Here is a 13,966-nt window from a genome sequence, read left to right as displayed (position 1 = left end):
TATCACTTTTAGAGTTATAAAAGAGGGACGTAATTCGCCAAAAACAAGAAGAATTTCAGCTATCTATTACGACGTAACTTTATAACATGAGGTTTTGGACTACTAAATATATGAAATTACTCCAATAAAACTTTTATAGTTTGACGGTTAGTTTTGGATTGAATAGAAATAAAATACAATCCTGAAGTAAGTTTCGCCCTTTCCGCATTGACACCTTCCCAAGATAAGCTCTGCTTTCCAAAAACTGTTTCGTCCAACAGCACATTTATTTTTCTCCCTAAAAGATCGAATACTGTTACTGTGATATGTTCTTCTGAAGAAATGTCGAATAGAAGTGTTGTTGTATCGGAAACCGGATTCGGGAAAAGTACAAGTTGAAAAGGATTCGCTTCAGAATAATCTTCAACTCCCAACAATCCGTAAGGGGAAATACGTGTATAATATACATCCTGACCCCCATTCAGGGTATTCGCCCAGGCTACATGAGCATAATCGTTGTCCGAAACCATATCGAAATAGTCCCCCATCTTATTCTGATTGGGATACCCAATGGTAGGGTCGAAAGATTCAGAGATCAACTTGTTTTCAGACCAGCTATCCCCCTGATCTTCAGAAAAAGAATAATACAATACAGATTCCAGCAAATTGGGAGCATTTCTGGTATCTAACCAAACCACATCAATGCGCCCGTTTGGAGCAACTGCCATGGTTCCAAACCATTGGTAATTAGATTCACTCGCATCGTCATTAATTCGAATGGGAGGCGCAAAAGTAATTCCGCCATCAATACTTTTCGCAAACATAACATCTGCCGCATCCCCATTTGAAATTCGGTTGACCGAAGCACACACATAAACATTGCCATGCCCGATACCTCCCGAAATATCAACGTCAATCCAAGCCTGCCCTAATAATCCCTGTGGATTTATAGGTATGCCCGCATCCAGTTCGCCGTCCAGATCGACTGTATTAAAGAAATCGAATACAACAGGATTGGCAGGATTTTGGGCAGTAGTAGATTTGGTAACGATTAATCCGGCATTATTTTGACCCACGGTATATAAATTTCCACTTGCATCGACGGCCAGTGTTCCCCATCTGGGATTTCCGTCCACCAACACGCAACTTTCGAAGTTTTGAGAACCGTCGACAGACCTTGTAAAATTATTAGGCGCACATGTGCTGAAAGACGAATTCCAGTACGAATAATTATTGCCATCACCTACTCCACCCGATCTGTCGATACGCATCCATTGTTTATCACCACCAAAAGCAGCAACGGGAGCACCCCAATCCTGGCCTCCATCAGATATGGTAAATACCTGACATACAAAACCCGTGGTAAGGCTGTTGTAGTATAAATTACCTTCAGAATCGAAATCTAAAACAGGATCCGACCGGAAATTTCCCGGGGTTAGCACATCGGGGTTCACCCAATTATAGCCCCCATTTAAAGAATAGGCGTTTCCTGCCTGTCTGAAGTTACTCGAAACATCATCAAACTGACGCCAACCAATTACCATTCTATCAGGGTTTGTAGGATCCACGGCAATGGAAGGCTCATTGCCCGCATCACCAACTATATTGTTTCCATTAGAATCGACATTCACCTGCTTTGTAAAATAATTAGGTCCGGCCGCTTCATAGGAAGGACTACGTTCCATTGCTGCTTTATTTACTTCAATGTAAGGGTCGTCGGGAACTTCATTGTGCATTTCGTTTAAAGTGTTGAAATTTGTAGTCTGAGAAAAAGCTGTCGCTGAGCATACTAAAAAGCCTAATAGAAAAGCATTTCTAATGGATTTTATGGAAGAAGTGTAGCATTTATTCATGGCAATAAGTTTTTGAAATGTACCCCTGAAGTTTAAATGTACAATAAGTTATATAATATTAAGACTGAAGCTTTTGAGAATGATCCATATTAGCGGGAAAGGTTTATCGGGCTTTACATATTGAGTTGTTTTTGAGAGTGGTACGGAACAAATTGGCCGAATAATTTGCTCTGGCATCTTTTTTGAATTACATATTACTAACACTTAAAGTTCGTAACTATGAGACACCTTATGAAATCTCCCGAAGTAAATGCAGGTAGTATGGCAGATATTGCCTTTTTATTACTAATTTTTTTCCTGGTTACCACTACTATTCCAAATGACAAAGGAATTGCCCGAAGCCTTCCGCCTCCATGTTCTCCCGGAGAAGTGTGTGAAGATACTTTTAACGAGCGTAATGTGTTTCGAATTACAATCAATCCGGAAGGTGAATTGTTGATAAACAACGAGCTAACAGAACTTACTCAATTACGCATGCTAGTAAAAGATTTTGTCGATAACAACGGCGATGCAAGTTGTACGCACTGTTTTGGGAAACAACTGGCAATTTCATCTGATAATCCGAGAAAAGCGGCTATTTCACTTACAACACACAGAGATACGCCATATACTTATTTTATTCAAGTACAGGATGAACTTACTGCAGCGTATTTTGAGTTACGGGAAGTATATGCGAAAAAGGAATTTAAAAAAGAGATGGATTTACTTTCTCAACAGGAATTGGAACAAGCCCGTAAGGCATATCCATTTCACATTTCGGAAGCCTCAATACGATATTGAATTACACCAGGTTAAAAATAGCAATTGCAAAGAGGTAGAAACGTACAAAGCGCAGTGAGCCAAACAATAGATAATTTCTAAAACTGTAATTTATAGTACCTGCCATCATGCTGGTCATAGAAAATGGTATAGGAAGTAAGGCACCTACTATAATTAAAAACCCGCCCCATTTACGAACATTTCGAAGATGTTTTTCCATCTTAACTTCTACATAGTTGTAAACCGAAGGTATGCGAAGTATTAACTTTCCTATAAAATAAGAAACAATCCCTCCCATATACGATAATATGGCTAGTAAACTTAAATATACTAATGGGGAAGCCGTTTTATCGGCCCACGCGATAAAGATTTCAGGTGGAATAAGTCCGAGTAACGATTCGGAAGCAAAGAAAACGGTTAAAATACCAACCGGTGCATAGGTGTTTGTCACTTCAGTAAAAAAAGCACTGAAGTCAATAACAAATTCATTCAGAAATAAAACAAGAACAACAAAACCGATAATTGGTGGTAACGCTCTTTTGAGACTCAATCCTACAAACGAATAGAATCCGGTCAAGCTGTAATACTTGTGGATTCGTTTAAGGTTGCTTTTTTTTGATTTTGGCACTGTGCTCATAATACTTCGGGGTATGCTACTAACGTAATATTTCTTGTAATCGTATGTTCTTCATTAGGAAAGGTGCAAATATAGTAGTTATATTTATTCATTATCGTTAAAGAATAGCTAATTAGGAATATCTTTTATTTGCTATCTTTGAGTACACTACCAACCTATCCAATTATGAAAAAAATCGCCTGTATCTTGTTATTACTTACAACTATAATCTCATCCTGCGAAAGCCCTAAAAAAGAACTAACCGAAGAACAACTTATCGCCAAAGCTAAAGACATTCACGAACGTGTTATCACACTGGATACGCACTGCGATATCAACGTTGCCAATTTTACAGATTCAATTAATTACACCCAAGATCTGGATTCGCAGGTAAATCTTCCAAAAATGAAGGCAGGCGGTCTCGATGTCGCTTGGTTTATTGTTTATACCGGACAGGATTCTTTGACTGAAAGCGGTTTCGCACATGCTTACTCAAATGCTATTTCAAAATTTGAGGCTATTCACAAACTTGTTGAAGAAATTGCACCTCAGGAAATTGAATTGGCAACAACTTCAGAAGATGTTCGGCGTATTAATGCGTCCGGAAAAAAAATTGCAATGATAGGAATTGAAAACGGCTATCCTATTGGAAACGACATTAGCAATGTGCAGAAATTTTACGATATGGGTGCGAGATATATGTCGCTGGCACACAATGGTCATAGTCAGTTGAGCGATAGCAATACTGGTGAAGCAGACAATATTTGGTTACATAATGGGTTAAGCGATTTGGGCAAGCAAGTGATTGTCGAAATGAATCGGGTTGGGATGATGATAGATATATCACATCCTTCCAAAGAAGCTATTAAGCAAATGATAGCACTCACAAAGGCTCCAATTATCGCTTCACATTCCTCGGCACGTGCCTTGTGCAATCACAGTCGAAATCTGGACGATGAGCAGTTACAATGGTTAAAGAAGAACGGTGGTGTAGTTCAAACGGTAGCTTTTAAAACCTATCTGAATACCGAAAAAGATGAGGCTCGCTCTAAATACGAAACAGAGATTGGAAAGCAGGTAATGGATTCTATGGGAGTGACCTGGAGAGAATGGGAAGAAATGGGAACCCTTTCCAGTGAAGAAAAAGACGCCTATTTTAATAATTTTATAAAAATGTCTAAAGTTAGAGATGCAAAGTTGAAAAACAGAACCGACCTCCCTCCTGCTGTGAATGTTTCCGATTTTGTAGATCATATCGATTATTTAGTTGAAAAGATAGGCATTGAGCATGTTGGCATTAGCAGTGATTTTGATGGTGGAGGTGGTATTGAAGGCTGGAGTGATGCTTCCGAAACTTTTAATGTCACGTTAGAATTAGTGCGCCGTGGTTATACCGAAGATCAAATAGCAATGCTTTGGAGTGGAAATCTGCTTCGGGTACTCGACGAAGTGCAGGCGGTTGCAAAAACGATGCAGGCAAATTAATTAATTAGGTACAAGATTCTTGTTTTTCGTTTTAAATAATGATTATTGTATTCTTATTTTAATCGTTCCATTTTGATGTTTAATTATGTTAAAAATTATTAATTATTCTTCTACTATTTTGCGCTAAAATCATATCAGAATTCAAATTTTAGCATCACTTATTTTCCTACTTGAAAGGTTTTAATTCCTACATTTTTCAGAGCATTTTTCAATCTTTTCGATGAAATGCAATAATTACTCGTTATACAACGCATTGTAAAATATTCTTTAACAACTACTTACGTATTTGCGCCCTATCTTTGTAGTCCCAAATTTAGTGATTATGAAAACCTACTGTCTACAAAGCATTTTGCTTTTTGCGTGTATCTTAGCTACCAACTGTAGTCTATTTGCTCAAGTTGGTATTGGCACTACCAATGCAAGAAAAACTTTAGAGGTTGCAGGAGACATGCAAATTTCCGGAGATTTAAACATTTCCAAACTAAATCCACTTAGCGATACAGATATATCTACATTCATGGTTCAGGATTCTGACCAATCTTTAAAATCCATTGATGTTAGTAATCCTACCGGAGCTGCATTGGGATACATTCAAGAATATACAATTACAAATCCGAATTTAGACTGGGTACTAGATTTTGATACTCAGGTGGATTCTTCAGAATTTGTATTAATAACAATTTCGGCATCTTACGATACTGAGCTTGTATTAAGTAACTCTGCCAACGCCGATGAAAATGCAAGTCTGCCGTATACGGCTACTTTTATAAGTGGAGGAACATGGCATATCATCGCCGATTTTCCGATGGCAGCCAACAGAAATACCGCTGAAATTGGTACTTGGACAATTACAACCTTAATATTTTCGAAAGATTTATCGAAACAACTCGGCACTTTAAATATTCCGATGCTCAATGCAAGTACCGGGAGTGCCTCAACCCCCATTATTGATTAAACCTACAATTATGAAAAAATTCCCCTTACTAATTTTTGTGCTTTCTATCAACTTGATTACAGCTCAGGTAGGTATAGGAACAACAACACCCACGGCCGACCTACAAGTTGTTGGTGACGTGTTGGTGCAAGACTCCTTTAAAACGGGATCCTTAGGAACCGTTTCAGGAGCTGAAGAAGGCTTTAAATTACTCACCCGAAATACATCTTCCAATCCGGTAGGTGAAATTACGGTGCTGGATGTAGACCAATTAAATGTAGCCCCCGTTAATGTGGTCGATTATCATTTTACAAATATTCATCTTGATAATTTAAGCGATGTGAACCTGCAATACGACTCGAATAAATATGTAGTAGGTGTTGCGAATTTCAGACAGACAGGTGATGCTGTAAAAAAAACAACCGTTTCAGGTAATAAATCTATTGGAACGTTTGTAGTACGAACCTTTGCGAGTAGTGGTACCTGGCATTTGGAAATTCAAAACAGAGATCTGGATTTGGATGCCGGAGATTCTTTAGAGTACTACGTTACCTTAATAGTTTACAATAAATCCTATTTTAGGAATATGCCTAGCATAAACACCAATCTTGGCGGTTCTAATACAGGTATCGCATCTTCAGTCCCCGATTTATATTAATAGAAGAACATATACATAAGAATAAAATTATGAAACTAAAACTACTTTTAGTAACGCACGCGCTATGTGCTGTATCGGCTTGGGGTCAGGTCGGTATCAATACAACTAACCCAGCAACAACACTGGATGTTGTTGGTGATGTAAAAATTGACAACTCTTTGTTTCTCGAAAACCCCGGAGATTATACTCAAATTAGAGATTCGAAATTGCTGATTAAATCAACAGGCAACGAAATTTTGCGCTATGATATTTCACAGAGTAAATATGGACCTATAAATTATGCCCAATTTATATTCAGAAATACATCTACTAATGGATTGCGGGATTACAATACAAAAATTCCTGCCGATGATTACATTGTCTCGGTACAGGGATACTATTTTCTGGAGCCCGTTAGTGGCGATACCGATATTATGACAAGAAGTTCGGTGGATACAGACAATATAGAAGGCTATCAAATTTATGCCTACGTAAATCCGGGCACTGGAACATGGTTTATTAGAGGATTTATAAACAATGGCAAATTTAGAACAAGATCTTCGGGTTACTTTATAGATACACCAATAGACTTATTTCTGAATCTAATTATTTACCGAAAAGGATTTATCACAAAATCTATTAACTCAGTTTCAGTTGATATGGGCGATGTCGCCACGGGTACAGCTCCCCTACCCACAGGATTCTAAAGATTACATATATAATGAGAAGCCAACGGTTCCTAATTTAGGAGCCGTTTTTAGTTGATTACAATCTGTAAATCAGCAATAAAAATACCTCAATAGGTTAAAAATGTGTTAAAATACTACTTTGTTATGCATAGTACTGTAACAGATTTCTCTTTTCCTCGTCTATAAGATATAAACCACAAAAAACTAGAAATAATGAGAACCTTGAACAGCAATCAAATTACAGCAAGAATGAATACTTCTAAAGCTAACGTTTGGAATACAAAAAGAAGATTTAGATAATTATTAAAACAAATTTTAACCAAAAAACAATTACAACCATGAGAACCTTAGACAGCAATCAAATTACCGAAAGAGTTAGTGCTTCAAAAGCCTATACCTGGAACAATAAAAGACGTTACAGATAATCTGCAACCGAATTTACAATCCCAAAATCTATACAACCATGAAAACGTTACGAAATATTCAAAAAATACGGAAGATGGCGTTGGATAAAAGAAGCAAGGTGCTACACTTTACCACGAATGTCCATAATATGCACGAAGACGCCATGCCAATTCGAATTAAGTATGACGTTTTATAAGAATAGAATTAATCGAAAAAGCCGAAATTAGGTAACTACTTAATTTCGGCTTTTTTTTATCTAAAGCAAACTACTTTTTGGATTCTTCTTTTTTCGGAGGCATCGGCCCTCGTAGATGAATCACCAATCCGTTTAAGAAATTTCTCAAAAACTGATCGCCGCACTCCATGTATTTAGGATGATTCGGGTTTCTGAAAATTGCTCCCAACTCACTTTTGGAAACTGCAAAATCTACCAAACTGCATATTTTTACGATATCTTCATCGCGTAACTTATGAGCTACACGTAATTTCTTCATTATATCATTGTTTGATAAACCCATATTTTTGGCGTAAAATTATTGTAAGAAAGGACAAAGATATAGTTTATTGCACGGTGTAACTACTTCTTCCCTATTTAAAGCCTTATTTTTGCTGAAGCCTCTCTAATTGCTTCAAATTCTATGGAACAGCAGGTACACAAACATTTTAAAATGCACAAACCCTTCGGATATTTGAGTCAGTTTGTCACCAACGATGTAAAGCCCTATAAAAAGAAATTACTCTCAGAATTGTACAATTTTCCGGAAGGCATCATGTCGGTTGGTCGTTTAGATGAAAAAAGCGAAGGGCTGTTATTGCTTACTACAGATGGTAAATTAAGTGATACCATAAACCGAAGTGGGGTTGAAAAGGAATATTTCGCGCAACTGGACGGTATAATTACTTCTGAAGCAATTTCAAAATTGGAAACCGGCGTAGAAATTGGTTTCAGCGGAAAAAAATATATCACAAAACCATGTAATGTTTCTCAAATTGACGCTCCCGATTTTCCGGAAAGAAGTAAAAAACTTCGCGACGAAAGACATGGTCCTACCTGCTGGATTTCAATTTGCATCACCGAAGGCAAATTCAGGCAAATACGAAAAATGACGGCAGCTGTTGGGTATCCTACACTTCGACTTGTTAGAATGCGAATTGGCACCATAGAATTGAATGACATGAAAGCTGGAGATATACTACCTCTCTCTGAATTTGAAAGTGTATGAAACCGTATTATTTTCTTGCAGGAAGGCAATTACATTTCTATTAAAAGTATTAATTCATATATTGAGCCCCTATAAATCCCCTGTTATGATTCAAAAAATTATTTTTCTCTTGCTAGTTGTTGTTGGTCAGACATATGCACAAGAAACCCCTGTGAAAATTGTAGATGAAGAAATTCCCAATCGACTGGCGTTGTATGCAGTGAATGAGTCGGAAACCGATTACGATATCCTATTAACCGTTTCAGGAACGGGTTTTAAACAACGTGCAGGAACGCCGAGATGGTTTTACGTACCAAGTGCTTCAAAAGTACTTATCAGCACCCTTATTGTTGAGAGAGGCAAGCGTGCAGTTTATACGTATGACCTTCAGTTAAATGATAGTCTTTCTCGCCGATCCCTTCGCAAGCCGGCCGAACCGGTAAAAATAAAGCCTAAGAAACAGATAACTATCTATCTTACCGAAGCGTGTACTACCTGTGATACAATTATGAGCAGCCTTTCAGAAAGCAAGTATATATTCAATTCGCATATCCTTTCAGAAAAACCCGAGATAAAGAGTCAAATTGCCATGGCCCTGGCCAATACTAGAACTCCATTAGACTCGGTACGCAATCCTGTAATTAGTTTGTCCGGGAAGTTGTATACCGAAATTGAAGACTATGAGGCATTGTTGGAAGCGCTCCGAAAGGAAGATTAATTGTTAGAATTTTAGAATATATCTACTTTCAATTTGCAGCTGGCTATTCTTTTACCACTATCACTGTGGCCTTATCCCCTGTAAGTAAATTCCATTTATAGGCTGACACCAATTTTCCCGTATCGTCATACACATGAAGTTCGGCTGTATTGGGTCCGGATGACCCCTGATTTAGTGCCTGGAAGTCTATTTTATTGAATCCGCTCACCAAAGAGAGTTTAAAACCCTGAAATACTCCGTTTAAATATATACTCGATTGTACCACATCATCGTTGACAAATACGCGTATCACATCTCCATCTACATATTCATGATCTCGATACTGAACACTCACAAACCCCGACGTAGTTTTAAAATCGCCTAAATACTGATCCCCTCCTTCAATTTCACTCAGGGCTTTATCTTGCGTAAAATACTTTGGCGCCTTTCCCGAATTGTAATCCAACAACCCATCGCCTTTAGTAATATCTAAGGGTTCCTTCTTGTCGTCTCCTAAATCGGAATTGGGACTATTGGTATTGGGGTTGCTGAGACTGGGTTTTTTAATAGCGGGAAGCTCAAGACCTGTAGGATTTTCCAAATTTGTTTCGGTAGCATCAAATCGCACTCCTTCGGTGGAGTTTTCAAATTGAGCAAACAAAGCCATGTTTGTGAAACACAGCATTACAAGCAACAACAAAATTTTCATTTTTTCAAAGTTTTAAATCTTTACATAGCAACAATTGCACCAAACCTCATACACTGTTCACACAAACTCCTTTTATTTCTTTCGGTATTTTCTACCTATAAAATACAGCGCCACAAATATAAGGGGAAGTACAATATAAATAATGATATCGGCAGGATTGCTAAGGTCTATAGGCGAATTGTTGTCAGGATGAGGCACCTCTTTAGGAATTTGAGCTGAAGCTTCGAACACAAAACAAAAGAGAGAAAGAAGTAGTATCTGGCGATATAGAGTCATGATAATTTTTGATTTAAGGTAAGGAAAAGGTCTTTTTCAGAATAAACTTTAACAAATACTGTTAAGAATTAGGAATTGTCAATCTTAAATGATATTATGCCCTGTTACACATTCTAAAACAGATAAAAACATATGAGACAACTCAAAATTACGAAGCAGGTTACCAACCGAGAAACGAAATCTTTAAACACCTATTTGCAAGATGTAAGTAGAATCGATATGATAACCGCCGAAGAAGAAGTTGAGTTGGCACAACGTATACGAGAAGGAGATCAGAGGGCATTAGACAAACTAACCCGATCTAATCTTCGATTCGTAATATCGGTGGCTAAACAATATCAAAATCAAGGGCTCAGTCTTCCCGATTTAATTAACGAAGGTAATGTTGGCTTGGTAAAAGCTGCCAAAAGATTTGATGAGACTAGAGGTTTTAAATTTATCTCCTATGCGGTTTGGTGGATTCGCCAGTCGATCTTACAAGCAATTGCCGAACAATCACGTGTGGTGCGTCTTCCTCTAAATAAAATTGGAGATATCAACAAAATAAGAAAAGCTTCTGTTCATTTGGAACAGGTGCACGAACGTCTCCCTTCTGCAGCCGAAATAGCTCAGGAATTGGACATGACAGTGAGCAGTGTAAAACAGTCGCTGAAAAATGCAAACAGAAGTTTGTCCATGGACGCCCCATTTCAGGAAGGTGAAAATGATAACAACTTATACGATGTATTAAGTTCATCTAAGAGTCCGAACCCGGATAACGACTTGATGCATGAATCGCTTAAAATTGAGATTGATAGAGCGCTTAACACCTTATCTCCTCGCGAAGGAGATGTTGTGCGTTTAAACTTCGGATTAAGCGGTCAACCTCCAATGACCCTTCAGGAAATTGGTGATACTTTCGATTTAAGCAGAGAGCGTGTTCGACAAATACGCGAAAAAGCTATTAGAAGATTACGACAAGAATCTAAAAGTCATATCCTGAAAAAGTTTTTGGGATAAGATTCAGGCATTTATAAATTGTCTAACTTTATAAGTGACGTAAAACAGGACAGCTGTCCTAATTGTATTTTTGTATGAAAGAAAATTTTTCGATAGACGAAGCAGTCTCGAATTTATGGGACAAGTTGGACGGGTGGTTTGATGCGATCATTTTAAAACTGCCCAATTTTGCATTGGCGATCGTGATAATGATTGCTTTTTGGTTTATTGCAAAATTAACTTCCAAATTCACCAAAAAATTTCTCTTAAAAAAAGTACGACAACAATCGGTCCGGGAAATGATGGGCAAGATATTATTCGGTATCACCCTGCTCGTTGGATTTTTTATAGCCCTGGGAGTGATGGAACTGGACAAGGCGCTTACCTCAATTCTTGCGGGAGCAGGTGTAATGGGGCTTGCAATCGGGCTTGCACTGCAAGGAACCTTAGGCAATACTGTTTCGGGTGTGGTACTTTCCTTTCAACCAAACGTACGCATTGGTGATTTTATTGAAACTGAAGGTAAACAAGGTTATATAACTGAAATATCATTGCGAAATATCGTTATGCGACAAACCGATAATGAATTCGTTATTATCCCAAATTCAAAATTTGTTGAAAATGTGTTTACCAATTACTCATGGAGTCAGCGTTCCAGAATTAGTGTAAGCTGTGGTGTTGGTTATGAAAGTAATTTGCAGCAGGTAGAAGATTTGGTTGTCGGTGTTATTTCAGAAAATTTTGAGCAAAAAGACAAAGAAGAAGTTGAGTTTTTCTTCACCGGGTTTGGAGATAGCTCTATCAACTTTATAACTCGATTTTGGATTGAAAGCACTCAGCCCAAACATAAATTGGCTGCTACTCACAAAGCCATTAAATTAATTAAGAAGAGCTTCAACAAAGAAAATATCAATATCCCGTTCCCTATTCGAACCTTGGATTTTGGCAAAAACTCCTTACAGATTGTTTCGGAAAAAGAGTAATTTGAACTCATTAAAAGTTTAAACTTCTGTATAAAAAGTAGCAATTTCAGATACATTTAACACAATAAGACCTATGTCGGTTTTATTTAACAAAACAATAGCAATCGTTAACTAATTTTTTGGTGAGGGCCGAAGTTATATTTGGCACAGATAAACCTTAAAACTTAGTAAAATGAAAAAACTAATTGCACTATCCCTACTCTCCGGAGCATTTTTATTCACATCCTGCGTTTCTAAAAAAAAGTATGTAGAATTGGAAGACCAGTACAACGATACTCGGTCAACACTGGCTAAGACACAACTTGAAAAAGAAGAAATTGAAGCTAAATACGCCAAAATTGAAGAACGAGTTGCAAGTTACAATGCAAAAATTCAAACGCTAACAGATTCGAATAACAGCAGACTTCAACAATTTGAAAATGTTGTAATCTCCAATGACGATAAAGCGAAAATGAAAGCCGCTTTAGCCAACGTGGATCAAAACGACTTGGCCAAGGCTGAAACGCTCAAGGATTCTATGAATTTGATTATATCGTACAATTTGAAAAAGAATTTGGACAGCAGTTTAATCGCTGAAGGCGAAGAAGACGATATTACCATCGATATCGATGAAACTGTGGTAATGATTACTATTTCAGACAAATTATTATTTAAATCGGGAAGTTACCGTGTAAATCCGGATGCTAATAATTTATTGGAAAGATTAGCCAATGTTATTAACAGTGAGCCTGCATTAGAAGTAATGGTTGAAGGTCATACAGATGCACAAACTGTAAAAGCTGGTGCTTATATTAAAGACAACTGGGAACTTAGTGTAGAACGCTCTACAGCTGTTATTAGAACTTTACAAGATAAGTATGGTGTTGCTCCCGACAAATTAATTGCTGCCGGTAGAAGTAGTTACCATCCTTTAACCGAAAACGAAACAAAAGAAGGACGTGCTTCTAACCGAAGAACCCGAATTGTTATATTACCTAACTTAGATAAGTTTTTGGCGCTGCTTTCTGCCAATTAACAAAGAAAGTAAACAACTATGTGAAAAGCGGCTTCCCTACAAGCCGCTTTTTTTATGCTTTAATTTGAGTATCTTGGAACTATAAAAACGAATCTATCGTTGACACAGTAAAACTCCGGAATGCAAAAATTCAGTTTAATTTTTATCCTAATACCATTTATTGGCACTGCTCAAAAGGGTTTAAACCAAAATGAACTTGTATTCCTTTCCGACTTATCTACCGAATTTAATTATGAAATACGATATGCGACGCCGGACAATTTTATAGGGGAAACCTTATACAACTGTGCCAAATGCTTATTGCGCCCCGAAGTTGCCCAAGCCCTGCTTCAGGCCAATCAATTTTTTTGTGAAAAAGGTTATAAAATAAAAATATACGATTGCTATCGCCCACTTGATGTGCAAAAGAAGATGTGGAGTAAGGTGCCACGCCCTACTTATGTTGCAAATCCCTATGGAAGTGGCTCAATACATAATAAAGGTGCCGCGGTCGATATTACATTAGAAACCTTAGAAGGATGTTATGTAGAAATGGGAAGCGATTACGACTTTTTTGGTCCGGCTGCTCATATAGATAACTATAATTTCTCAAATAAAATTTTGGCAAACCGCCGATTGCTAATAGAAGGTATGAGAAAATATGGCTTTAACACTGTAAGAACCGAATGGTGGCATTTCAATTTTCAACGAAACCGCAGTTACACCACCTTAAACATTCCTCTGCCTTGCGAAGATTAATTTCTTTCATT

General features: G+C 37.5%; 17 protein-coding genes. 12 read left to right on the top strand and 5 right to left on the bottom strand.

The genetic code is table 11. The features are described from left to right. Window positions 1-116: 116 nt before the first annotated feature. Window positions 117-1,832 (bottom strand): T9SS type A sorting domain-containing protein, encoded by a 1,716-nt coding sequence (locus ATE92_RS11395; protein ID WP_100803838.1) that lies wholly within the window; start codon window positions 1,830-1,832, stop codon window positions 117-119. 219 nt (window positions 1,833-2,051) lie between these two features. Between ATE92_RS11395 and ATE92_RS11390 the strand changes: the two genes are divergently transcribed. Continuing rightward, a complete protein-coding gene (locus ATE92_RS11390; RefSeq protein ID WP_100803837.1) occupies window positions 2,052-2,612 on the top strand; it encodes a biopolymer transporter ExbD in 561 nt (186 codons plus the stop codon). Window position 2,613: 1 nt separating this feature from the next. On the opposite strand, the gene ATE92_RS11385 is transcribed toward ATE92_RS11390, so the two are convergent. Continuing rightward, window positions 2,614-3,228, bottom strand: a complete 615-nt coding sequence (locus ATE92_RS11385) for a YqaA family protein (protein ID WP_100803836.1) — start codon at window positions 3,226-3,228, stop codon at window positions 2,614-2,616. A 165-nt stretch (window positions 3,229-3,393) separates the two neighbouring features. Here ATE92_RS11385 and ATE92_RS11380 point away from each other — a divergent pair, with 165 nt between their 5' ends. The 5 genes from ATE92_RS11380 (at window position 3,394) to ATE92_RS14055 (ending at window position 7,553) form a co-directional block, all read left to right on the top strand. Further along, window positions 3,394-4,692: a dipeptidase gene (locus tag ATE92_RS11380; protein WP_100803835.1), complete on the top strand. Its 1,299-nt coding sequence runs from the start codon at window positions 3,394-3,396 to the stop codon at window positions 4,690-4,692. A 322-nt stretch (window positions 4,693-5,014) separates the two neighbouring features. Beyond that, complete coding sequence (locus ATE92_RS11375) at window positions 5,015-5,647, top strand: hypothetical protein (protein ID WP_100803834.1); 633 nt, start codon at window positions 5,015-5,017, stop codon at window positions 5,645-5,647. A gap of 10 nt (window positions 5,648-5,657) precedes the next feature. Further along, window positions 5,658-6,284, top strand: coding sequence for a hypothetical protein (locus tag ATE92_RS11370; RefSeq protein ID WP_100803833.1), 627 nt, complete (start codon window positions 5,658-5,660; stop codon window positions 6,282-6,284). Between the two features lie 29 nt (window positions 6,285-6,313). Beyond that, entirely contained in the window at window positions 6,314-6,970 is a 657-nt protein-coding gene (locus ATE92_RS11365; RefSeq protein WP_100803832.1) for a hypothetical protein, read from the top strand. A 445-nt stretch (window positions 6,971-7,415) separates the two neighbouring features. Then, window positions 7,416-7,553 carry a hypothetical protein gene (locus ATE92_RS14055; RefSeq protein WP_157809626.1) on the top strand — a complete coding sequence of 46 codons (138 nt, stop codon included), beginning with the start codon at window positions 7,416-7,418 and terminating at the stop codon, window positions 7,551-7,553. A 70-nt stretch (window positions 7,554-7,623) separates the two neighbouring features. Here ATE92_RS14055 and ATE92_RS11360 read toward each other — a convergent pair whose 3' ends face one another. Then, the gene (locus ATE92_RS11360; protein WP_100803831.1) at window positions 7,624-7,875 is read right to left on the bottom strand and encodes a DUF1456 family protein; all 252 of its coding nucleotides are present in this window, start codon (window positions 7,873-7,875) and stop codon (window positions 7,624-7,626) included. A 120-nt stretch (window positions 7,876-7,995) separates the two neighbouring features. Between ATE92_RS11360 and ATE92_RS11355 the strand changes: the two genes are divergently transcribed. Next, on the top strand, window positions 7,996-8,580 hold the full coding sequence (locus tag ATE92_RS11355; RefSeq protein WP_100803830.1) for a pseudouridine synthase: 585 nt from the start codon (window positions 7,996-7,998) through the stop codon (window positions 8,578-8,580). Window positions 8,581-8,665: 85 nt separating this feature from the next. After that, the gene (locus ATE92_RS11350; protein ID WP_157809625.1) at window positions 8,666-9,277 is read left to right on the top strand and encodes a hypothetical protein; all 612 of its coding nucleotides are present in this window, start codon (window positions 8,666-8,668) and stop codon (window positions 9,275-9,277) included. A gap of 43 nt (window positions 9,278-9,320) precedes the next feature. On the opposite strand, the gene ATE92_RS11345 is transcribed toward ATE92_RS11350, so the two are convergent. Both ATE92_RS11345 and ATE92_RS11340 read right to left on the bottom strand, forming a co-directional pair. Continuing rightward, a complete protein-coding gene (locus tag ATE92_RS11345; RefSeq protein WP_100803828.1) occupies window positions 9,321-9,965 on the bottom strand; it encodes a hypothetical protein in 645 nt (214 codons plus the stop codon). 72 nt (window positions 9,966-10,037) lie between these two features. Further along, the gene (locus ATE92_RS11340) at window positions 10,038-10,241 is read right to left on the bottom strand and encodes a hypothetical protein (RefSeq protein ID WP_157809624.1); all 204 of its coding nucleotides are present in this window, start codon (window positions 10,239-10,241) and stop codon (window positions 10,038-10,040) included. 132 nt (window positions 10,242-10,373) lie between these two features. On the opposite strand from ATE92_RS11340, the gene ATE92_RS11335 reads away from it, so the two are divergent. From ATE92_RS11335 to ATE92_RS11320, 4 genes are all read left to right on the top strand, one after another. Beyond that, the gene (locus ATE92_RS11335) at window positions 10,374-11,240 is read left to right on the top strand and encodes an RNA polymerase sigma factor RpoD/SigA (protein WP_100803826.1); all 867 of its coding nucleotides are present in this window, start codon (window positions 10,374-10,376) and stop codon (window positions 11,238-11,240) included. 74 nt (window positions 11,241-11,314) lie between these two features. Then, on the top strand, window positions 11,315-12,202 hold the full coding sequence (locus ATE92_RS11330) for a mechanosensitive ion channel family protein (protein ID WP_100803825.1): 888 nt from the start codon (window positions 11,315-11,317) through the stop codon (window positions 12,200-12,202). 172 nt (window positions 12,203-12,374) lie between these two features. After that, complete coding sequence (locus tag ATE92_RS11325; protein WP_100803824.1) at window positions 12,375-13,217, top strand: OmpA family protein; 843 nt, start codon at window positions 12,375-12,377, stop codon at window positions 13,215-13,217. Between the two features lie 120 nt (window positions 13,218-13,337). Then, window positions 13,338-13,955, top strand: a complete 618-nt coding sequence (locus ATE92_RS11320) for a M15 family metallopeptidase (RefSeq protein ID WP_100803823.1) — start codon at window positions 13,338-13,340, stop codon at window positions 13,953-13,955. The last annotated feature ends 11 nt before the right edge of the window (window positions 13,956-13,966 follow it).

The organism is Ulvibacter sp. MAR_2010_11, assembly GCF_002813135.1.
Lineage (GTDB): Bacteria > Bacteroidota > Bacteroidia > Flavobacteriales > Flavobacteriaceae > Altibacter.
Note: the sequence above shows the minus strand (reverse complement) of the source record. Positions and strands in the feature narration are given on the sequence as shown.